At 63.9% G+C, this 20,746-nt stretch carries 22 protein-coding genes; 12 read left to right on the top strand and 10 right to left on the bottom strand.

Translation table 11 applies throughout. The features are described 5' to 3' along the window. Positions 1-119: 119 nt before the first annotated feature. A complete protein-coding gene (gene smpB / locus ACT89O_RS15645; RefSeq protein ID WP_055398252.1) occupies positions 120-593 on the bottom strand; it encodes an SsrA-binding protein SmpB in 474 nt (157 codons plus the stop codon). 118 nt (positions 594-711) lie between these two features. Here smpB and ACT89O_RS15640 point away from each other — a divergent pair, with 118 nt between their 5' ends. Together ACT89O_RS15640 and ACT89O_RS15635 are read left to right on the top strand one after the other, a co-directional pair. Continuing rightward, positions 712-1,152 (top strand): type II toxin-antitoxin system RatA family toxin, encoded by a 441-nt coding sequence (locus ACT89O_RS15640; protein WP_121420481.1) that lies wholly within the window; start codon positions 712-714, stop codon positions 1,150-1,152. Then, entirely contained in the window at positions 1,145-1,504 is a 360-nt protein-coding gene (locus ACT89O_RS15635; protein ID WP_055398152.1) for an RnfH family protein, read from the top strand. The genes ACT89O_RS15640 and ACT89O_RS15635 overlap by 8 nt, the downstream gene beginning before the upstream one ends. Positions 1,505-1,525: 21 nt before the next feature. Here the strand turns inward: ACT89O_RS15635 and ACT89O_RS15630 are convergent, their stop codons facing one another. Then, positions 1,526-2,065 carry a DUF4124 domain-containing protein gene (locus ACT89O_RS15630; protein ID WP_487262866.1) on the bottom strand — a complete coding sequence of 180 codons (540 nt, stop codon included), beginning with the start codon at positions 2,063-2,065 and terminating at the stop codon, positions 1,526-1,528. Between the two features lie 108 nt (positions 2,066-2,173). Between ACT89O_RS15630 and guaB the strand changes: the two genes are divergently transcribed. The 5 genes from guaB to ACT89O_RS15605 all read left to right on the top strand — a co-directional run bounded on the left by guaB (position 2,174) and on the right by ACT89O_RS15605 (position 7,272). Then, on the top strand, positions 2,174-3,649 hold the full coding sequence (gene guaB, locus ACT89O_RS15625) for an IMP dehydrogenase (RefSeq protein WP_055398151.1): 1,476 nt from the start codon (positions 2,174-2,176) through the stop codon (positions 3,647-3,649). 268 nt (positions 3,650-3,917) lie between these two features. Beyond that, a complete protein-coding gene (locus ACT89O_RS15620) occupies positions 3,918-4,175 on the top strand; it encodes a type II toxin-antitoxin system Phd/YefM family antitoxin (RefSeq protein ID WP_142145376.1) in 258 nt (85 codons plus the stop codon). Next, positions 4,172-4,606: a type II toxin-antitoxin system VapC family toxin gene (locus tag ACT89O_RS15615; RefSeq protein WP_487260525.1), complete on the top strand. Its 435-nt coding sequence runs from the start codon at positions 4,172-4,174 to the stop codon at positions 4,604-4,606. Before ACT89O_RS15620 ends, ACT89O_RS15615 begins: the two co-directional genes overlap by 4 nt. Before the next feature lie 12 nt (positions 4,607-4,618). Continuing rightward, the gene (gene guaA / locus ACT89O_RS15610) at positions 4,619-6,238 is read left to right on the top strand and encodes a glutamine-hydrolyzing GMP synthase (RefSeq protein WP_487260524.1); all 1,620 of its coding nucleotides are present in this window, start codon (positions 4,619-4,621) and stop codon (positions 6,236-6,238) included. A gap of 32 nt (positions 6,239-6,270) precedes the next feature. Further along, positions 6,271-7,272, top strand: a complete 1,002-nt coding sequence (locus tag ACT89O_RS15605) for an acyltransferase (protein ID WP_487262865.1) — start codon at positions 6,271-6,273, stop codon at positions 7,270-7,272. Positions 7,273-7,337: 65 nt separating this feature from the next. On the opposite strand, the gene ACT89O_RS15600 is transcribed toward ACT89O_RS15605, so the two are convergent. Continuing rightward, positions 7,338-8,240 (bottom strand): hypothetical protein, encoded by a 903-nt coding sequence (locus tag ACT89O_RS15600; protein WP_218300113.1) that lies wholly within the window; start codon positions 8,238-8,240, stop codon positions 7,338-7,340. Between the two features lie 401 nt (positions 8,241-8,641). Between ACT89O_RS15600 and ACT89O_RS15595 the strand changes: the two genes are divergently transcribed. Next, a complete protein-coding gene (locus ACT89O_RS15595; protein ID WP_487260523.1) occupies positions 8,642-9,712 on the top strand; it encodes a DUF6352 family protein in 1,071 nt (356 codons plus the stop codon). Between the two features lie 100 nt (positions 9,713-9,812). On the opposite strand, the gene putA is transcribed toward ACT89O_RS15595, so the two are convergent. Next, complete coding sequence (gene putA, locus ACT89O_RS15590) at positions 9,813-13,571, bottom strand: trifunctional transcriptional regulator/proline dehydrogenase/L-glutamate gamma-semialdehyde dehydrogenase (RefSeq protein ID WP_487260522.1); 3,759 nt, start codon at positions 13,569-13,571, stop codon at positions 9,813-9,815. Between the two features lie 126 nt (positions 13,572-13,697). Between putA and ACT89O_RS15585 the strand changes: the two genes are divergently transcribed. From ACT89O_RS15585 to rlmD, 3 genes are all read left to right on the top strand, one after another. Next, complete coding sequence (locus tag ACT89O_RS15585; protein WP_010458081.1) at positions 13,698-14,171, top strand: Lrp/AsnC ligand binding domain-containing protein; 474 nt, start codon at positions 13,698-13,700, stop codon at positions 14,169-14,171. A 109-nt stretch (positions 14,172-14,280) separates the two neighbouring features. Continuing rightward, complete coding sequence (locus ACT89O_RS15580; RefSeq protein WP_487260521.1) at positions 14,281-14,592, top strand: hypothetical protein; 312 nt, start codon at positions 14,281-14,283, stop codon at positions 14,590-14,592. A gap of 55 nt (positions 14,593-14,647) precedes the next feature. Beyond that, positions 14,648-16,111 (top strand): 23S rRNA (uracil(1939)-C(5))-methyltransferase RlmD, encoded by a 1,464-nt coding sequence (gene rlmD / locus ACT89O_RS15575; RefSeq protein ID WP_487260520.1) that lies wholly within the window; start codon positions 14,648-14,650, stop codon positions 16,109-16,111. Positions 16,112-16,172: 61 nt separating this feature from the next. Here the strand turns inward: rlmD and ACT89O_RS15570 are convergent, their stop codons facing one another. Both ACT89O_RS15570 and ACT89O_RS15565 read right to left on the bottom strand, forming a co-directional pair. Further along, a complete protein-coding gene (locus tag ACT89O_RS15570) occupies positions 16,173-16,547 on the bottom strand; it encodes a hypothetical protein (protein WP_055398140.1) in 375 nt (124 codons plus the stop codon). Between the two features lie 117 nt (positions 16,548-16,664). Continuing rightward, positions 16,665-17,360 carry a Bax inhibitor-1/YccA family protein gene (locus tag ACT89O_RS15565; RefSeq protein ID WP_055398139.1) on the bottom strand — a complete coding sequence of 232 codons (696 nt, stop codon included), beginning with the start codon at positions 17,358-17,360 and terminating at the stop codon, positions 16,665-16,667. Positions 17,361-17,611: 251 nt separating this feature from the next. Here ACT89O_RS15565 and ACT89O_RS15560 point away from each other — a divergent pair, with 251 nt between their 5' ends. Next, complete coding sequence (locus ACT89O_RS15560) at positions 17,612-18,019, top strand: GlcG/HbpS family heme-binding protein (protein ID WP_121420472.1); 408 nt, start codon at positions 17,612-17,614, stop codon at positions 18,017-18,019. A gap of 290 nt (positions 18,020-18,309) precedes the next feature. Here the strand turns inward: ACT89O_RS15560 and hemP are convergent, their stop codons facing one another. From hemP to ACT89O_RS15540, 4 genes are all read right to left on the bottom strand, one after another. Beyond that, positions 18,310-18,531 (bottom strand): hemin uptake protein HemP, encoded by a 222-nt coding sequence (hemP, locus tag ACT89O_RS15555; RefSeq protein ID WP_228897917.1) that lies wholly within the window; start codon positions 18,529-18,531, stop codon positions 18,310-18,312. Between the two features lie 268 nt (positions 18,532-18,799). Continuing rightward, on the bottom strand, positions 18,800-19,210 hold the full coding sequence (locus ACT89O_RS15550; protein WP_055398136.1) for an ExbD/TolR family protein: 411 nt from the start codon (positions 19,208-19,210) through the stop codon (positions 18,800-18,802). A gap of 3 nt (positions 19,211-19,213) precedes the next feature. Next, on the bottom strand, positions 19,214-19,933 hold the full coding sequence (locus ACT89O_RS15545; RefSeq protein ID WP_055398135.1) for a MotA/TolQ/ExbB proton channel family protein: 720 nt from the start codon (positions 19,931-19,933) through the stop codon (positions 19,214-19,216). 39 nt (positions 19,934-19,972) lie between these two features. Then, positions 19,973-20,668, bottom strand: a complete 696-nt coding sequence (locus tag ACT89O_RS15540) for an energy transducer TonB (RefSeq protein WP_487260519.1) — start codon at positions 20,666-20,668, stop codon at positions 19,973-19,975. Positions 20,669-20,746: the final 78 nt, after the last annotated feature.

Genomic DNA, 20,746 nt, shown 5'->3' with positions numbered 1-20,746 from the left:
GGAGGCGAATGCTGCCTTGCACCGGGACAAACACATGGGCGCAGCGGTTTATTCCACGGCGTCGCAAAAAAATCTCAAGGGCTGGGCTGGGTGAGCGCAGACCGCATCGCACGCATGCCTCAGCGGCTGCGACTTTTCATGGCGCGTTCCACCTCGCGCTTGCCTTCGCGGTCCTTGATGGTGTCGCGCTTGTCGTGCTCAGCCTTGCCCTTGGCCAGGGCAATTTCGCATTTCACAAAGCCGTTTTTCCAGTGCAGATTGAGCGGCACCAGCGTGTAGCCCTTTTGCTCGACCTTGCCGATCAGGCGCTTGATGTCGTCTTTCTTGAGCAGCAGTTTCTTGGTGCGCGCCGATTCGGGGTTGACGTGGGTGGAGGCGGTCTTGAGCGCATGAATCAGGCAGCCGAGCAGATACAGCTCGCCATCGCGGATCAGCACGTAGCCATCGGTCAGCTGCACCTTGCCCTCGCGCAGGGCCTTGACCTCCCAGCCGTGCAGCACCATGCCCGCCTCGTGGCGTTCCTCGAAGAAATAGTTGTAAGCCGCTTTCTTGTTGTCGGCAATGCGGGACGTAGGATCGGGTTTTTTGGCCATGAAGAGGTAGATGCGGCACAAACCGGGAGTTAAAAGGCCTCCCTACAATGTGTGGGTGTCGCTGGCAGCGATTCTAATTTCCTCCGCTTGGCGCACACCGATGCCAGGCACAGTCTGCATGAAAACCGTTCACAAGTCCGTCCTCATTTGGTACAGCCCCGAAGAAATGTTTGCCCTGGTCACCGGGGTGGAACACTACCCCCAGTTTCTGCCATGGTGCGATCACGCGGGCGTGCTGGAGCAGACCGAGGACGGCATGACCGCCGAAGTGGGCATTGCGTTCAGCGGCATCCGCCAGACCTTTGTGACGCGCAATACCCACGAGGCAGGTCGGCGCGTGCAGATGCATCTCATCAAAGGGCCGTTCTCCCGCCTGGATGGCGATTGGCACTTCCACCCGGTGGGCGATGGTTCGCAGCGCGCATGCAAGGTGGAGTTGCTGCTGAACTACGGTTTTGACAGTGCGACGCTCGCGGCGCTCGTAGGCCCGGTGTTTGACCGCATCGCTGGCAGCATGGTCGATGCCTTTGTGAAGCGTGCGGAGCAGGTGTATGGCTGAGCGGGTGCCGGGGAGCACTGTGCAGGTCACGGTGGTGGTCTGTATTGCTCCTCGCAAAACGCAGGAATGGGTACTTCAACTGCCCGAAGGTGCCACCGTGGCTGATGCGTTGCGGGCGTGTGGGGCGGATGGCGCACTGGGGCCGCAGGGCAGTGCAGACCGGCCGACCCTGGGCATCTGGGGGCGTGCAGTGTTGCCTGACGCCGCAATCAGACATCTGGACCGTGTGGAGGTCTACCGCCCACTGAAAGTGGACCCCAAGGTGGCCCGCCGTGAACGTTTTGCACGGCAGGGCGCGCGGACCACGGGGCTTTTTGCACGCCAGCGGCCCGGGGGTAAGTCGGGCTACTGAGGTCGCCTTGGGTGGCTCGGTTTAGCGCTTGCAGTCGGTGGCAATGATGCCGTCGAGGCGTTTGGATTCTGCCGCCCGGCCAGCTTCGTCGAGGAAGATGCGCTCGCCCTGGGCGTTGGACTGGGTGATGGGTCTGCCCGAATCAAACGCTGCCTTGGCCTGGCGCGCGCGCGTGCAGTTGTCTGCCTTGGCCTTGGCCAGCTTTTCTTCGTCTGCTTTTTTCTTGGCCGCTTCGGCCGCTTCTGCCTGGGCTTTTTTCTCTTCCAGGGCTTTGTCCTTGCCGGTACCCGGCGCGCTGGCGGCAGGCTTGGTGGCCGAGGCGGCAGCGGTGGTTGCTGCCACAGGGGTTCCTTCCGCTGGTGCGGCTGCCACTGGAGCGGGTGCTGAACGCGGAACCCCGCCACCGGGCTGCTTCAGGATGTTCTTTTCCGGGGTATCTTGGGGTGGAGGGCGGTCGCTGAAGACCTTGCGGCCGTCCTTGTCGATCCACTGCCATTGCGCCGCCGCGCCCATGGCCCAGGTGCAGGCCACGGCCAGCAGGAGAAGCTTGTGCATTTTCATGCGGACAAGTTTATCCATGTGACTCACCCCCCGCCAGTGCGTTGAAGACGGGCGGGCGCGTTTTCACCACACGCGGCGCGGGTACAATCCGTCTTTTGGAGCTTTCTCATGCGCCTTCTTGGAAAAGCGCTCACCTTCGACGATGTGTTGCTGGTGCCAGCGTACTCCCAGGTCCTGCCCAAGGACACGTCCCTCGCGACGAAACTCTCCCGCAATATCCAACTGAACCTGCCGCTCGTGTCCGCCGCCATGGACACCGTGACCGAGGCGCGTCTGGCCATTGCCATTGCCCAGGAGGGCGGCATCGGCATCGTGCACAAGAACCTCACGGCGCAGGAGCAGGCTGCTCATGTGGCCAAGGTCAAGCGCTACGAGTCCGGCGTGTTGCGTGATCCCGTGGTCATCACGCCCGAGCACACGGTGCTGCAGGTGCTGCAGTTGTCCGAACAGCTCGGCATTTCGGGCTTTCCCGTGTGCGACGGCGGCAAGGTGGTGGGTATCGTCACCGGCCGCGACCTGCGCTTTGAGACCCGTTACGACGTCAAGGTCCACCAGATCATGACCCCGCGCGAGAAGCTCATCACGGTCAATGAAAAAGAGGGCACCACGCCGGCCGAAGCCAAGGCGCTGCTCAACAAGCACAAGCTCGAACGCATCCTGGTCGTGAACGACGCCTTTGAGCTCAAGGGCCTGATCACGGTGAAGGACATCACCAAACAAACCAGCTTCCCCAATGCGGCCCGCGATGCCGCAGGCCGCTTGCGCGTAGGCGCAGCGGTAGGTGTGGGCGAGGGCACCGAAGAACGCGTCGAAGCCCTGGTCAAAGCCGGTGTGGACGCGATCGTGGTGGACACGGCCCACGGCCACAGCAAGGGCGTGATCGACCGCGTGCGCTGGGTCAAGCAGAACTACCCGCAGATCGACGTGATCGGCGGCAACATCGCCACCGGCGCGGCGGCCCTGGCGCTGGTCGAGGCGGGCGCGGATGCCGTCAAGGTCGGTATCGGCCCTGGCTCCATCTGCACCACCCGCATCGTGGCCGGTGTGGGCGTGCCCCAGATCATGGCCATCGACAACGTCGCCACGGCCCTGAAGGGCACAGGCGTGCCACTGATTGCCGACGGCGGTATCCGCTACAGCGGCGACATCGCCAAGGCCCTGGCCGCTGGCGCCGGCACGGTGATGATGGGCGGCATGTTTGCAGGCACCGAAGAAGCGCCCGGAGAAGTCATCCTGTTCCAGGGCCGTAGCTACAAGAGCTACCGTGGCATGGGCAGCATTGGCGCCATGCAGCAGGGCAGTGCCGACCGCTACTTCCAGGAGTCGAGCACCGGCAACCCCAACGCCGACAAGCTCGTGCCCGAAGGCATCGAAGGCCGCGTGCCCTACAAGGGCTCCATGGTTTCCATCGTCTACCAGATGGCGGGCGGCGTGCGTGCCTCCATGGGCTACTGCGGTTGCGCCACGATCGAAGAGATGAACAACAAAGCGGAGTTCGTCGAGATCACCACGGCTGGTATCCGCGAAAGCCATGTGCACGATGTGCAGATCACCAAGGAAGCGCCGAACTACCGCGCTGATTAAGGGACAACCCCCTGAGTCGCTTCGCGCCTTCCCCCTTCTCTCGAATGGCTGCGCCATTCGGGAAGGGAGGCGCAGCCAGTGCACGCAAGCGAAGCGCCGCTGCGCAGCTAGGTGGCCCTTGCACGGCTGCCCTAGCCTGGATCGCGGGCGTTAGCAGGGCATGGGTCTGATCTACCTCGGGAGATACCGAGTCTGGCCTGATTGAAAAAATCTGGTCAGACTGATATAGTCTGGTCTGAATTCACCATTCAGGCCAGACTTTTTATTTATGCAGTCCGTTGGCATCTACGAAGCGAAAAGCAGGTTCTCTGCCTTGATCGAACTGGTCGAGCAGGGCGAGGAAGTGCGCATTACGCGCCATGGCAAAGAGGTGGTGCGCATGCTTCCCGTGCGTCGGCGCCCAGTGATTTCTGACGAGCAGATTGCGCGCGAGCTGGGCCAGATGGATGCGCTTCATGCCAGCATTCAACCCGCAGGTTCATCGACGGTGGATAGCCTGCGTCGCACAGGTCGGAGTAACGCATGACCGCCTTCGTGCTGGATGCCTCGGTCACCGCCGCCTGGCTGCTGCCTGACAGTGCTAGCGAACATACCCGCCGTCTTTACACCCTTATCCGCCGCGATCAGGTGGAGCCCCAGGCGCCCAACCTCTGGCACTGGGAGTGCCACAACATCCTGGCCAGTGGCGTGAACAGCGGGCGCATCCCCGCCACATCTGTCGAAGGCCTATGGGGCGTACTCGAAGCCATCCGCCACCGGGTGGAGCTCCATGAATTGGCCCCTGCCCAGCACAAGGCCGTGCTCGACGTGGCACTGGAGACCGGCCTGCCCACCTTTGATGCGGCCTATCTGTGGCTCGCCCGCTCGCTGCGCTTGCCCCTGGCCACCTTTGATCCCCAACAGGCCGCTGCCGCACGGCGCAGCGGTGTCCCACTTCTCGACCTCTCCCGCCTCTGACGGACCACCACCATGCAACACCAGAAAATCCTCATCCTCGATTTCGGCTCGCAAGTCACCCAGCTCATCGCCCGCCGCGTGCGCGAGGCCAATGTGTACTGCGAAGTGCACCCTTGCGATGTGACTGACGAATGGGTGCGCGACTATGCCAAGGACGGTTCGCTCAAGGGCATCATCCTGTCGGGCAGCCACGCCAGCGTGACCGAAGACACCACCGACCGCGCGCCGCAAGCGGTGTTCGATCTGGGTTTGCCCGTCTTGGGCATCTGCTACGGCATGCAGACCATGGCGCAGCAGCTGGGCGGCAAGGTCGAAATGGGCCACAAGCGCGAGTTCGGCTTTGCTGCCGTGCGCGCGCGCGGCCACACCGCACTGCTCAAGGACATCGCCGACTTCACCACGGCTGAAGGCCACGGCATGCTCAACGTGTGGATGAGCCACGGCGACAAGGTCACCGAGCTGCCCCCGGGCTTCAAGCTCATGGCCAGCACCGACAGCTGCCCCATCGCCGGCATGGCCGACGAAAGCCGTCGCTTCTACGCCGTGCAGTTCCACCCCGAAGTCACGCACACCGTGCAGGGCAGGGCGTTGCTGGACCGTTTCGTGCTCGGCATTTGCGGCACCCGTCCCGACTGGGTGATGCGTGACCACATCGCCGAAGCTGTGGAGCAGATTCGCCAGCAGGTGGGTGATGAAGAAGTGATCCTGGGTCTCTCGGGCGGTGTGGATTCGTCCGTGGCCGCCGCGCTCATCCACCGCGCGATTGGCGACCAGCTGACCTGCGTCTTCGTCGATCACGGCCTGTTGCGCCTGAACGAAGGCGACATGGTCATGGACATGTTCGTCGGCAAGCTGCACGCCAAAGTGATCCGCGTGGATGCGAGCGACCTCTTCCTGGGCAAGTTGGCGGGCGTGAGTGACCCCGAAGCCAAGCGCAAGATCATCGGCGGCCTGTTCGTGGACGTGTTCAAGGCGGAAGCCGCGAAACTGAAGGCGGGCGACGGGGGCCACAAGGGTGCCACCTTCCTGGCGCAGGGCACGATTTACCCCGATGTGATCGAGAGCGGCGGGGCCAAGAGCAAGAAGGCCGTCACTATCAAGAGCCACCACAACGTGGGCGGCCTGCCCGAGCAGTTGGGTCTGAAGCTGCTGGAGCCCCTGCGCGATTTGTTCAAGGACGAAGTGCGCGAACTCGGCGTGGCCCTGGGCCTACCGCCCGAAATGGTCTACCGCCACCCCTTCCCCGGCCCCGGCCTGGGCGTGCGCATCCTGGGCGAAGTGAAGAAGGAATACGCCGACCTGCTGCGCCGTGCCGACGCGATCTTCATCGAAGAGCTGCGCAACCATGTCGACGAAGCCACTGGCAAGACCTGGTATGACCTCACCAGCCAGGCCTTCACCGTCTTCCTGCCCGTCAAGAGCGTGGGCGTGATGGGTGATGGCCGCACGTATGACTACGTGGTGGCGCTGCGCGCCGTGCAGACCAGTGACTTCATGACCGCCGACTGGGCTGAGCTGCCCTACGCCCTGCTCAAGAAGGTGTCGGGCCGCATCATTAACGAAGTCCGCGGCATCAACCGCGTAACGTACGACGTGAGCAGCAAGCCGCCAGCGACGATCGAGTGGGAATAAACAAGCACTGTCACGCCAAAGACCTAGAAACAATGATATGGCTTGATGCAGCGAGGGTCGTCTCCATCATGGCCGTGGTGGTCCTGCACGTGGTCGGCAGCGTGGTCACTCTGGCGGCGTTGGGTTCCCCTGGTTGGTGGTACGGCAATCTGTACGACGCCCTCGTGCGCTGGTGCGTGCCGGTGTTCGTGATGGTGAGCGGCGCGTTGTTGCTCGACCCGCGCAAGACCGAGGGCGTGGCCGAGTTCTACCGCAAGCGGGCGGCACGGGTCCTGCTGCCAATTGCCTTCTGGAGTGCTGTCTACATTCTTTGGAACCACCGGGGTGCCCTGGCCGAGCTGCGCGCGATGGATGTCTTGCACAGCGTTGCCAGAGGGTGGCCTCACTACCACCTGTGGTTCCTGTACATGATCCTGTGCCTGTACCTGTTCGTTCCCTTCCTGAGGACGCTGGTGCGCAACACAAGCCGGCGCGATCTGTGGTGGCTTGTGGCCTTGATGTTTGTGCTGTCTGGCGTGAACGAGTTTTCCCGCGTCTTTTCTGGCGATGGGGCGGGCCTTTTCATCAACTGGTTTCTGCCGTATCTGCCGTATTTCCTCTGTGGCTACCTGATCCAGACCAGTGACAGGAAAATCCCCCTGGCTGTGTTGATGGCGGTCTTTGGGTTGGCTGTGGCGGTCACCGCCGTGGGCTGCTACTGGCTGGGCCGCGCGCAGGGGCTGGACAGGGGACTGTATTTCTATGGCTACCTGAGCTTTTCCGTCATCCCCATGTCGATCAGCTTGATGCTGATGCTCAAACAATGCACGTTGGCGGGGGGATGGGCGCAGAGCGTTCAGAGGGTTGCTCCGTTAACGCTGGGCGTCTATCTGGTGCATCCGATTTTGCTGGAATCGTTCAGGGAATACGGTTTCAAGCCTGAGGACCACGCGCCGCTGCTCACGGTGCCGCTTGTGGCTGCTGTGGTGTTTGGTGGCGCGCTGGTGGTGGCGCTGGTGTTCCACCGTACCCCCTGGTTGAAACGGCTCATTTAGGAAGATCATGGCGGACCACGTCTTCCCCGCCCTGGGAAGACGGCAAACCCCAGGCCAGGCTGCGGTCAGGCCCTGGCTTCACCTGTGACCGGATCGTAGGCGGTTCCGTCGAAGTTGATGATGCTGTTTGTGGCCGAGTCGTAAGTGGTCAGACGGTAGGTGTCGGCACCTTTGCCGTCCAGACCGATGTAGGGCGCTTGGGCCAGAACCAAGCGGTTGTCTTGGGGGACTACCCCATCAGCCGTCCATTTATTGCTCATCAGCCATTCAGAGGGATTCACGCCCTCGGGCGTTGCGACTGTCCCGTCCGTGCGCATCTTGGCGAGTGTCGGGTCCATGTTGAAGCCTTCGGCCGCCAGCAGCATGTCGGGGTTCTTCTTGTAGAACGAGGCGGTCTCCGACGGCATTGCGGTCAGGTCGCTTTTGACGAGCGTCGAGCCATCCGTTGGGAATTGCGACAGTTTGCCGCTGCGAATGGCTTCGTAGTCCGCCGCAAACTCGGGGTGGTTCTTGAAGAACATGTAGCGGCCAACCACCTCCTGGTCGCCTCCGCTCAAAGACATCGCTGTCATCCGCACATAGTCCGGCACTTCGTAGTCTTCGGCAAACGTATCGCCCAGGCCACGCTCCCAGGCGCGGAATTCTTCCAGGTTGCTGAAGGGCGCCTTGACTGCGGCCTCGGTGGTCCCGGTGTCCACCGCATCTTTGGTGCTGTAGAGGGCGGCGGTGGATTGGTAGGGTTTGGTTTGTGCGGCCACCGTGGTGGCCCCTGCGGTGCTGGTGCCAGTCGCTTTTCCCTGTGCAGCCTCGGCAGACAGTTGTTCCAGCGTGGTCTGCAATTCTTTGAGAAAGGTGACAGGGTCCGCGCCCGCGTGGTTCTGGGCCGTGCGCTCTGCCGCCTTGGCCGCCATGGAACTGGAGACGCCCAGGGACGTCAGCATGTTGGTGGCTTGTGAAATATCGAGCATGTTGCGACTCCTCGGGTGATCTGGCAGTCCATGGTGTGGCATCGGGTGGATCACCGGGCCGATGGGGGTTCTGTGGACGTTGCCTTGATAGTCCCTGAATTCGATCAGGCCAATCCCGGGGTAAGCAGCGGAAAAACGGTGCTTTTCGAGAGGAGGGGGCCCCCTTTGCGCCCATGGGGCGGTATGGGTAGCGAGAGGCGTTCGCACACAGCGTAAGGCGTGAGGAGTGCGACAACTACACTCACGGACTGTGTCAACGCCGCGTCGCAACTTCCCGTGAAGCCACTTGTTGCCCACCCACATTCACCCCAGCATTCACCTCCCGTCTTCCATGGTCCGACCCTTGACGCTTCCCACCGCGCCGCCACAACGTTCTTCTTCCTGGGGCAGAGGTCCTTCGCATGACGCCAGCTGCTGATTTCTGGCCCGGATGTGGCTTTCAGGCGCTGGCCCGGGATGCGCGCGGCTGGCTGGTGCCTTCCGATGAATACCTGCAGTGGCTGCTTGCCCGGCCTGAACTGGCGCTGGTGCCAGAGTCCTGCGCCGCCGAGATCGCCCTGCACGAATCTCTGGCGTTATCGCCTGCACGGGTGGTTTTGTCGGCCGAACTGGCAGCGGTGCAGGACGACGACGCCCGCGAAAACTACACCGTGTTCCTGCGTTTTCGCGATGGCCTGCTGGCCGCCGGCACGCTGGAGGCGTACTACTTGCAGCTCATGCGCAGTGGGGTGGTGAACGTGCCCGCCGTGTTCATCGACGCCGTGGTGCAGGCCCTGCTGCGCAACGTGCTGGACAACTGCAACGACGCCTTCGAAGTCCGCGCCGCCGAGATGCTGTTTCGCTCGCAGCGCATCACCTTGCAAGACGGGCAAATGCTGGCAGGCGACCGGGCGACGCTCGACATGCTCAACGAAACTGCGGGCCTGGGCGAGGTGGGCCGCTTGCTGCTGCAAAGCGGTGCACTGCAGCCCACGGCGCAGGTCAAGGTGCTGTCGGCCGACAATGCGGCGCAATATTGGCAGGAGAGCGACCGCCACCACTTTCTGCTCGACCTGACCCATGAGCTGACGCAGGACCTGAGCCATGGCCTGACCTTCAAGATGACCCGCGCCCGTTCTGGCCTGAAGGCGCTGGCGCGGGTGCTGGAGCGCTGGGTCGCCCACTTGCTGGGCGTGCAAGTGCAGATCGAGCCTGTGCACCAGGTCACCGACAGCGCGTGGCGCTGGCATGTGGGGCTGGATGTGGAGTCCACCGCCATCCTTAACGACCTGTACCAGGATCGGCCGGTGGATGCCGAGCGCATGGCGCGGCTGGTGAGCCTGTTCACGCTGACCTTTGCCAACCCGGCTGAGATGCGTGCCGATGTGGCGGGCAAGCCGGTGTACCTGGGGCTGGCGACCAACGCCGAGGGCGTGGTGCGCATCAAGCCGCAGAACCTGTTGCTCAATCTGCCGCTGGCATCGGCATCTTGAGTGCTATTAAATTAATAGCTTCTAGCGCTTGATGAATAAGCGCTAGCAGCCAATTTTATTCAAATTTCTCCAGGTTGGATGATGGCCCGATGCTGGGCCCTCATCCAATGGTCATCAGGCTCGCGTTGCCGCCAGCTGCGGCGGTGTTCACGCTCAGCGCGCGCTCGATCAGCAGGCGCTCCAGCGGGATGTCCGTGGCACCGGGCTGCAGTGCCGTCACACCCACGATAGGCCCCGCGCGGCGGGCGAGGGCGGTGCACACGGCCTGCAGCGAGGGGGCGTCGCCGTGGTGCAGCACGGCATCCAGCTCCAGCGTGCCGTCGTTCAGCGTGTTGTCCTGCAGCAGGATTTGCGCCTGCACCAGCGTGGGCAATGGCGTGCGCAAGTGGCCCTGGGCGTTGGGCCACAGGGCCGTGCCACCGGTGGCGAGCACGGCCGCAGTCTGCACCAGCAGGTCATTCACACTTTGCGCGAGGCACAGCACGCTGGCACGGGGGGCCAGGGTGTAGACGTTGCGCTCGCCCGTGGGGCCGGGCAGGGTGCGGGCGGTGCCGCTTTGGGTGTGCTGGGCAAACTGTTGGCAGGTGCTGGCCAGGGCTGCATTGCCTTGTTGCTGGGCCCATTGCTGCAACGTGGCCAGGGGCGCCAGCAGGCGTTCGCGCACGGCGTCCTCGGGTGGCGTGGCGCGGTCAGCGTCGGCAAAGGTGCGTGCCAGAGCGTCGGCCGGGCGCTGCGACAGCAGGCGCAGCAGGTACAGCGGCCCACCTGCCTTGGGCCCCGTGCCCGACAGGCCTTCGCCGCCAAAGGGCTGCACGCCCACCACGGCGCCCACCATGTTGCGGTTGACGTACACGTTGCCAGCATGGGCACGGTTCACCACGCGGGCAATGGTTTCGTCGATGCGGGTGTGCACGCCCTGGGTCAGGCCGTAGCCGGTGGCGTTGATCTGGTCGAGCAACTGGTCCAGGTCGTTGCGGGCGTAGCGCACCAGGTGCAGCACAGGGCCGAAGACTTCGCGTTGCAGCTCGCCGATGTGGTTCAGTTCGATCAATGTGGGGGGAACGAAGGTGCCTTGTACGCTGGCGGCCGACACATGGTTCGGGTGCTGGAACACCCGATGGCCCTTGGCCTTGAAGTTCTCAATGTGACGGACGATGCCCGCTTGTGCTTCGGCATCGATGACGGGGCCCACGTCCACACGCAGCGCTCCGGGGTTGCCCACGCGCAGTTCGCCCATGGCGCCCTGCAGCATCTCCACCACGCGGTCGGTGGCTTCTTCCTGAACGCACAACACGCGCAGGGCGGAGCAGCGCTGGCCTGCGCTGTCAAAGGCCGACGACACGGCATCGCCCACCACCTGTTCCACCAGCGCGGACGAGTCCACGATCATCGCGTTCTGGCCACCGGTTTCTGCGATCAGCGGAATAGGGCGGCCTGCGGCATCCAGGCGCCCGGCCACTGTGCGCTGCAGGATGCGGGCGACCTCGGTGGAGCCGGTGAACATCACGCCCATCACGCGGGCGTCGCCAATGAGGCGCGCACCCACGGTTTCGCCCTGGCCGGGCAGCAACTGCACGGCGGCGCGGGGCACACCAGCTTGCCACAGCAGGCGTACGGCCTCGGCGGCGATCAGCGGGGTTTGTTCGGCAGGCTTGGCCAGCACGGGGTTGCCAGCGGCCAGCGCGGCGGCGACCTGGCCCATGAAGATGGCGAGCGGGAAGTTCCAGGGGCTGATGCAGGCCACGGGACCGAGCGGGATGTGGGTGGCGTTGTCAAAGGTGCTTTGCACCTGGGCCGCGTAGTAGCGCAAGAAGTCCACCGCTTCGCGCACTTCGGCCACGGCGTTGCTGGCGCTTTTGCCGGCTTCGCGCATCAACAGGCCTAGCAGCGGCTGCATGCGCGCTTCCAGCAGGTCGGCCGCGCGCAACAGGGCGGCGGCGCGCTCAGCGGGCGGTGTGGCAGCCCAGGGGGCTGCGGCGGCCTGGGCGTGGGCCAGGGCATGGTCCACATCGGCGGTGGTGGCCTCTTGCACCAGGCCCACCACATCGTTGTGGTCGGCAGGGTTGCGCACGGGCTGGGTGGGGCCTGCGGGGGCATCCGCGCCCAGCAGCGGCGCCGCTGTCCAGGCGTGCCCAGCCGTGGCTTGCAGCGTCGCGGCCAGCTCGGTCAACGTGTTCTCGTTCGACAGGTCCAGCCCGCGCGAGTTGGCGCGGTGCGCACCATACAGGCCTTGGGGTGTGGCAATGCGGGGGTGGGGCCGGCCGGCGGCACCTTCTGCTGCGGCTTGCTGGTCCACCACCAACACGGGGCTCTTTACCAGCTCATCCAGCGCAATGGTTTCGTCGGCAATGCGGTTCACGAAGGAGGTGTTAGCGCCGTTTTCGAGCAGGCGGCGTACCAAGTAGGCCAACAGTGTTTCGTGCGTGCCCACGGGGGCGTAGATGCGGCACGGGCGGCCGAGCTTGCCCGCAGTGATGGCGCCCACCACCTGCTCATAGAGCGGCTCGCCCATGCCGTGCAGGCACTGGAACTCGTACTGCCCCGCGTAGTAGTTGCTGCCCGCCAGTTGGTAGATGGTGGCCACCGTCTCGGCGTTGTGGGTGGCGAACTGGGGGTACACGGCTTCCGGCGCGCCCAGCAGCTTCTTGGCGCAGGCGATGTACGAAATGTCGGTGTGCACCTTGCGGGTGTAGACGGGGTAGTCCTCCAGGCCATCGACCTGGGCGCGCTTGATTTCGCTATCCCAGTAAGCGCCCTTCACCAAGCGCACCATCAGGCGACGCTGGGTGCGGCGCGCCAAATCCACCACAAAGTCGATGACGAAGGGGCAGCGCTTTTGGTAGGCCTGGATGACAAAGCCGATGCCGTTCCAGCCCGCCAGCGTGGGCTCGTGGCACAGGCGCTCCAGCAGGTCCAGCGACAGCTCCAGCCGGTCGGTTTCTTCGGCGTCGATGTTCAGGCCAATGTCGTACTGCTTGGCCAGGGCCGTGAGGCGCAGCACCAGCGGGTACAGCTCGTCCATCACACGGCCAAACTGTGCGCGGCTGTAGCGCGGGTGCAGGGCTGAGAGCTTGATGGAGATGCCGGGGCCTTCATAGATGCCGCGGCCGGCAGACGCCTTGCCAATCGCGTGGATGGCCTGCTCGTAGGACTGGTAGTAGCGCTGGGCGTCTTCGCTGGTCAGCGCGGCTTCGCCCAGCATGTCGTACGAATAGCGAAAGCCCTCGGCTTCCATGGTGCGGGCGTTGCGCAGGGCCTCGTCAATGGTCTCGCCGGTGACAAACTGCTCGCCCATCATGCGCATGGCCATGTCCACGCCCTTGCGGATCAGCGGCTCGCCGCCCTTGCCGATCAGGCGGCTGAGCGAGTTGCCCAAGCTGCCTTCGCTGTGCGTGGCCACCAGCTTGCCGGTGATGAGCAGGCCCCAGGTGGCGGCGTTGACGAACAACGAAGGGCTCTTGCCCAGGTGGGCATCCCACTGGCCGTGGCTGATCTTGTCGCGGATGAGCGCGTCGCGTGTGGCCTTGTCGGGGATGCGCAGCAGCGCCTCGGCCAGGCACATCAGCGCCACGCCTTCTTGCGACGACAGCGAAAACTCCTGCAACAGCCCTTGCACGATGCCCGCGCGCCCGGCGCTGGCCTTGCGTTCGCGCAGCGCCTTGGCAATGCGCAGGGCCAGTTGCTCGGCGGACGCCGCTTGATCGGCAGGAAGTCGGGCCTGGGCCAGCAGCGGGGCCAGGGCCTCGGGCTCGGGGCGGCGGGTGGCGGCGGTGATGGCGGCCCTCAGCGGGTTGGAGAGCGGCGTGCGGGGCGCGAAGTCTGCAAACGGACCGGAGGTCTGGGCGTTGGGCTGCGTCATGGCGGTGTCTTTCGGTGATTTGGAGGGCCAAACGAGGGTTTGGCGCGTTATTGGCGATGATCCTTGGGTTGGTGGTGAATAAATGGTCGAAAATTGGCTTCTACACCGAATTAATCGCTAATCAAGATGCAAGAAGAACCCGATCTCGACCGGATTGACCGCAAGATCCTGTCAATCCTGCAGGAAGACGGCCGCATTGCCAACCTCAAGCTGGCCGAGGCGGTGGCCCTGTCGCCCACGGCCGTGCTGGCGCGGGTGCAGCGCCTCACGCGCGATGGCTTCATCCTGGGCTACGAGGCGCGCCTGAACCCCCTGAAGCTGGGCGCGGGCATGCTGGTGTTTGTGGAGGTGCTGCTGGACCGCACCACGCCCAATGTGTTCGACCAGTTCAAGGCCGCCGTGCAGGTGCACCCCGAAATCATGGAATGCCACATGGTGGCGGGCGGGTTCGACTACCTGCTCAAAACCCGCTCAGCCGACATGAATGCCTACCGTGTGTTTGCGGGCAATGTGCTGTGGCAACTGCCCGGCGTGCGCGAGACGCGCACCTATGCGGTGATGGAAGAGGTCAAGCACACCAACCATCTGCATCTGCGGTGAAAGCCACGGGGTTCGTGCTGTCGCACCGCAGCCTCCAGCGGCCACATTGGCGCTGCCTGCCAAAGCCCGCATAATGCCCGGCAGACCTGTCAGATTGAGGAGAAGAACCATGATCCGCTTTCCATACGCTGCTGCTGCCCTGCTGGCGGCGGCCTTTTTCAGCCACTCGGCTGCAGCCTCGTGCTACGTGGTTTACGGCCCCGACCAGGACATCGTGTACCGCGCCCCTCAGCCACCGGTGGACCTGTCCTACCAGATCCACCAGACCCTGCCACAGGTTGCCCCGGGCTCCACACTGGTGTTCTCGCCTGACAACCACAACTGCGACCTCCCCATCAACAAGCTTCCCCTGGCGTCTGCTCAAGGGGCTACGGGTTCCATGGGCATGGGCGGCCGTCCCGCCCGCGCAGACCGCAGCTGAGCGCCCGGTTCAGCGGCCCGGGCGGGGGCTGTCCCGGGCCTGAGACAATCGGGGGATGAGCGAACCGAAAGAACTATCCCCCTCGTTTGAACCCACCGCCCAGGATTCCCAGAGCGACTTGCCCGAAGGCTGGCTGCAAGTGCAGTCCATGGACCTGGATGCCCAGGGCGTTGCCCGCAAGCCCGACGGCAAGGTGATCTTCATCGACGGTGCCCTGCCGTTCGAGCTGGTCACCGCCAACACCCACCGCAAAAAGAACAACTGGGAGCAGGCCAGCCTGGGGGCGATTCACCGCGAATCGTCGCAGCGTGTGCGCCCCGGCTGTCCGCACTTTGGCCTGCACGCCGGTGCCTGCGGTGGCTGCAAGATGCAGCACCTGCACGTGGGCGCCCAGGTTGCCGTCAAGCAGCGCGTGCTCGAAGACAACCTCTGGCACCTGGGCAAGGTCAAGGCCCAGACCATGCTGCGGCCCATCGAAGGTCCGTCCTGGGGTTATCGCTACCGTGCCCGTTTGTCGGTGCGCCATGTGATCAAGAAGGGCCAGGTGCTGATCGGTTTCCATGAGCGCAAGAGCCGCTATGTGGCCGACATGCAGCAGTGCCCCGTGCTGCCCCCCCATGTGGACGCCATGCTGATGCCCTTGCGCGCGCTGATTGCCGGCATGGATGCGCGCGACACCTGCCCCCAGATCGAACTGGCCTGTGGCGACACCGTAACCGCGTTGGTGCTGCGGCACCTGGAGCCGCTGAGTGCGGATGACCTCGCCCGGTTGCGCGCCTTTGCGGCCGAACACCACGTGCAATGGTGGCTGCAGCCCAAGGGGCCCGACACGGTGAAGCTGCTGGACGAAGGGGGCGAGCTGCTGTCTTATGCGCTGCCGGACTTTGGCATCACCATGCCGTTCAAGCCCACCGACTTCACCCAGGTGAACCCGCACATCAACCGCGTGCTGGTGTCGCGTGCGTTGCGCCTGCTGGATGTGCAGCCGCACGAACGCGTGATCGACTGGTTTTGCGGTTTGGGCAATTTCACGCTCCCGCTGGCCACACAGGCGCGCGAGGTGCTGGGCATCGAAGGCAGCGAGGCCCTGGTGGCCCGTTCGCGCGAAAACTATGCATTGAATCAGGCCGTGGCGCCTGACCATAAAGCGCTAGCAGCTACTGATTTTGTAGCGCGCAACCTGTTCGAGATGACCCCGGAAATGCTGGTGGCCGACGGATCTGCCGACAAATGGCTGGTGGACCCACCCCGCGAAGGGGCGTTTGCCCTGGCCAAGGCCCTTGCCGACATCGAGCAGGCGCGCATCGGCGCCGAAGGCGCGGGCCCGCTGCCAACAGGGGCGGAGGGCTGGGCCCCGCCGAAACGCATCGTCTACGTGAGCTGCAACCCCGCCACACTGGCGCGCGACGCCGGGCTGCTGGTGCACTTGGCGGGCTACCGGTGCACGGCGGCGGGCATGGTGAACATGTTCCCGCACACGGCACACGTTGAGAGCATGGCGGTGTTCGAGCGCGACTGAGCGAAGGGGGGAGGCCGACAACGGCGCTGCCTGCCTCCTCAGGTGTCGATTGACGGACGGGCTAGCTGCGATTGCGGCTGGCAGCCGGGTCGCGTGGCTCGGTTTCGATGTCGCTGGATCGTTCGGTGCGCTCGGGTTTCTCGACCTTGCCGAGCACTGACGGTGCGCCTTCGATCTTGTTTTCGCGCATGTAGGCGTCCATGTCCTTCCACCCGGCAAACACCGAGGCCTTGGGGGCCTTGGGGTTCAAGGTGTAGCAGTCTTCCAGGCCCCGCAGCGCGTGGCGGCAGGCGCCGCCGATGGCCTTGGCTTCCTCCTCACGCTGGGCGACGCGCGGATCGGGGCCCAGGCCGGGAATCTTGTCGCAGGCAGTCAGCAGCAGGATGCTGGAAAGAGCCAGCAGCCGTAGTGCGGTGGAGGAAGGTTTGCGATACATGTACTTGCATTATCGGCACGCCGTGCGCGCTATTGAGCCCCGGGCTGTGCAAAGCCGCAAGAAAAAAGGCTCCCGAAGGAGCCTTTGAGGGAAATCACCTGCTTGCAGGTGCGCGGGTTACTCGCGCTCCCCGCCCATGATGCCCAGCAGGGCCAGCAGGCTCTGGAACACGTTGAAGATGTCCAGATACAGCGCCAGCGTAGCGCTGATGTAGTTGGTTTCGCCGCCGTCCAGGATCTGCTTCAAGTCATACAGCATGTAGGCGCTGAAGATGCCGATGGCCGCCACCGAGATCGCCATCATGCCGACCGAGGAGCCCACGAACACGTTGATGACAGCGCCGACCATGAGCACCAGAGCGCCCACCATCAGCCACTTGCCCATGCCCGACAGATCGCGCTTGATCACGCTGGCCAGGCTGGCCATCACGAAGAACACGCCTGCGGTGCCGGCAAACGCCGTCATGATGAGGTCGGTACCGTTCTTGAAGCCCAGCACCATGCCGATCAGGCGCGAGAGCATGAGGCCCATGAAGAACGTGAAGGCGAGCAGCACAGGCACGCCAGCGGCCGAGCGCTTGGTCTTTTCGATCGCGAACATGAAAGCGAACGCGCCGCCCAGGAACACGATCAGGCCCACGCCGCCGCGCAGCGACTGGGTGATGCCTGTGGCAACGCCCACCCAGGCGCCGAGCACCGTGGGGATCATGCTCAGTGCGAGCAGCCAGTAAGTATTGCGAAGTACCTTGTGGCGCTCTTCCTGCGAGATGCCATAGCCCGCAGAGTGGCCCAGGGTGGTGACTTGGTCATTCATCTTGTGTCTCTCCTTGTTGGCCTGCACAACGCAGACATGACAAATTTTAGGTGGTGATGGTTTTTGGCCCTGCAATACCCGCATCCGGTCACCTACTTTTGGTAAGGGTTCTTTCACCCTGGTTGGGGGTGAAGGGCGGTTGGGATGCCGCTATGCTTGCCGCTTCTTGTGCCGGGCTGGCCCGTTGGCAGCCCGCACAGCCTCCATTTCATCTCTCTATTTCTCTACTTTTCCATTTCTCGGATCGCACCATGAAAACCAAACACGAACTCGAACTGGCCGACGTCAAGGCCGTCGCCGCAGCGGCCGAAGCCGAAGCCCTCAAGAACAACTGGGCAGTGACCATCGCCATCGTCGATGACGGCGGCCATCTGCTGTGGCTGCAGCGCCTGGATGGCGCCGCAGCGGTGTCGTCCCACATCGCCCCGTCCAAAGCGCGCACGGCCGCTTTGGGGCGCCGTGAGAGCAAGGTGTACGAGGACGTGATCAACGGTGGCCGCACATCCTTCCTGAGCGCCCCCACGATCGACGGCCTGCTCGAAGGCGGCGTGCCGATCCTCAAGGACGGCCAGTGCCTGGGCGCCGTGGGCGTGAGCGGTGTGAAGTCCACGGAAGATGCGCAGATTGCCCGCGCCGGGATTGCAGCGCTGGGGCTTTGATACCCGCGGGTTGCTGGAGATTGCTATAAAAATAGTAGCTGCTGGCGCTTTTCCATCAAGCGCTAGCAACCAAAAAAGCTTTAAGTCTTCATGGAAGACCAGCATCTCCCATAAAAAAACCGGCCACTGGCCGGTTTTTTTATGGGGTTCGATGAATCCTGGGGCGAGGAGAGCTGGGGAGAAAAAAAGCCTGGCTACGCGGGCGAACCCGTTGGCTGGCAAAAACGACCCTTTCGAGCTTGTTGCAAGCCCGGGAGTCGCCCCACGATGAAACTTGGTTCCTGGTGCAATTACTTGGTGAGGATGAGCTTGCCCAGCTTGGTGGCCTGCAGGCGATATACCGAGCCGTTGTGGCTGATCGCTACCGCTTTCTGACCCTGAAGCAGGGCACTGCTGTCCACGGCGCCAGCCACTGTGTCGGCAGGGTGGGGCGTGTCCCGATCCGTGCGTGGCACGGGCAGGTCTGAAGGGGCAGTACGCAAGAGCGAGGCGGCGGTCAGTGTGGCTTGCATGAAAAGTATTCCTGTTGCGTTGCAGTGCGTTTTGTTAATGATAACGATTCGCAATTACGAGTCAAGCGGGTTTGGTGTTTCTTTTTGTTGTTTTTTATGGCCTGTGCGACCCTGAAAAGACTTTGAACAGGTTCTGAGGGCCTTCAACGCCTGTGCCCGGGCAGCGTTGCTGCACCGGGCACAGGCGTAAAAACGTTCTTGCAAGTGACCTGCAGGCGGTGCTGATTCGGGCGAAATGGATTCACTGCGCCTGTAAAGCCCGACCCACTCAGGACTGGGGCTCGGTCACGAACCCAATCTTGCGCACGCCGGCCCGCTGCGCTGCGGCCATGGCCTGGGCCACGAACTCGTAGCGCACGTTCTTGTCGCCCCGGATGTGCAGGTCGGGCTGGGGTTCCTTGGCGGCCTCGGTCTGCAGGCGGGGGAAGAGTTCTTCCTCCGTGACCTCGAACTCGTTCCAGAAGTACTTGCCATCGGCCGACACCGACAGGCGCACGGTCTCGGGCTTGATGTTCTCGGGCTGGTTGGTAGCGCGGGGCAGGTCCACGTTCACCGAGTGTTTCATCACCGGCACGGTGATGATGAAGATGATGAGCAGCACCAGCATGACGTCCACGAGGGGCGTCATGTTGATCTCGTTCATCACGTCATCGGCATCGTCTTGGGTTCCGAAGGCCATGGCTTAGCCACCTTTCTTCATGGGCAGGACCTTGCCTTGCTCGCCGGGCGCATTCACGCGGGCGCCGGTCACAAAGTAGGCATGCAGGTCGTGCGCAAAGCTGTTGAGGCCGCCCAGGATGGACTTGTTGCCACGCACCAGCGCGTTATAGCCCAGCACGGCGGGGATGGCCACAGCCAGGCCCAGGGCGGTCATGATCAGCGCCTCGCCGATGGGGCCGGCCACCTTGTCGATGGTGGACTGGCCCGAGGTGCCAATGGCCAGCAGCGCGTGGTAGATGCCCCAGACGGTGCCGAACAGGCCGATGAACGGGGCGGTGGAACCCACCGAGGCCAGGATGGCCAGGCCCGATTGCAGGCGTGCAGTGAACTCGTCAATGCAGTTGCGCAGGCAGCGGGTGACCCAGTCGCTCACGTCCAGGCTGTCGTGCAGGTGGGCCTTGGTGTTGCGGTGGTGGGCGGTGGCTTCGCGGCCTTCCAGCGCCAGGTGGCGGAAGGGGTTGGTGGGGTCGGCGCCCAGCTTGGTCAGGCCGGCGGCAAAGTCTTCGCTGTGCCAGAAATCCTGTGCGGCGCGGGCGTGTTTCTTGAACTTGATGATGTCCAGCGCCTTGATGAGGATGACGATCCACGAGGCCAGCGACATGGCCAGCAGCAGGATGGCGACGGCGCGGGTGACAAAGTCACCCTGGATCCAGACGTTGGCGATGCCGAATTGCGATTCCATGAGAAAACTCCCTAAAGCGATGATTGGTGGTGAATGCGGTTATTCGAGAACGAAATTGACAGGGACCAGGTTCCACATGGTCTCGGGCACGCCGTTGCGTTTGCCGGGCACGAAGCGCCAGCGCATGACGGCCTCCTGGGCCTGCCGGTCCAGGCGGTCGAAGCCGCTGGACTTGTTGATTTCCACCTTCTGCGGGGTGCCATCGATGCCGATCAGTACGCGCAGCACCACCTTGCCCTGTTCGCCCATGCGTTTGCTGATGGCGGGGTAGCTGGGCTTGGGGTTGTTCAGGTAAGCGGCGTCGCTCGACGGCAGCTCGATCTTGGGCGGTGCGGGCGGAGCCGGGGGGGCTGGCGCAGGCGCAGGCGCCGGCGGGGCGACGGGCGCCTCCATGGGCGGCGCAGGTGGCTGGGGTGTGGTGATGCCCGTGGGGGCGTTGGGCGCCGGGGTGGGGTCGGCAATGGCCACCGGCATGGGTGCGGGGCGCGGAGCCACCTTGGGGGCGGGCTTGGGCGGTGGGGGTGGCGCTGGCGGCGGGGGGGTGACCTTGGGCGGAGCGGGGGGCGCGATGAACTCGGTCAGCAGTTCTGCTGGCACGATGACTTCGGCGGCCTTGCGCAGCAGGCCCGATTGCAGGGCCCAGAGGCCCGCAACATGCAGTGCGACGACGGAGCCCACGATCACGGTATTGCGGCTGAGGCCCCCGGGGGTGGCAAATCGATCTGGGTGAGACATAAAAATGATAGCAGCTAGCGCTTGTAAATCAAGCGCTAGCGCCCTAAAAGACCTCGATTATTTGCGAAAGATCCACCA

It is taken from the genome of Acidovorax sp. NN32, from assembly GCF_057597245.1.
The sequence above is the reverse complement of the archived record's forward strand: the minus strand, read 5'-3'. Positions and strand labels throughout refer to the sequence as shown.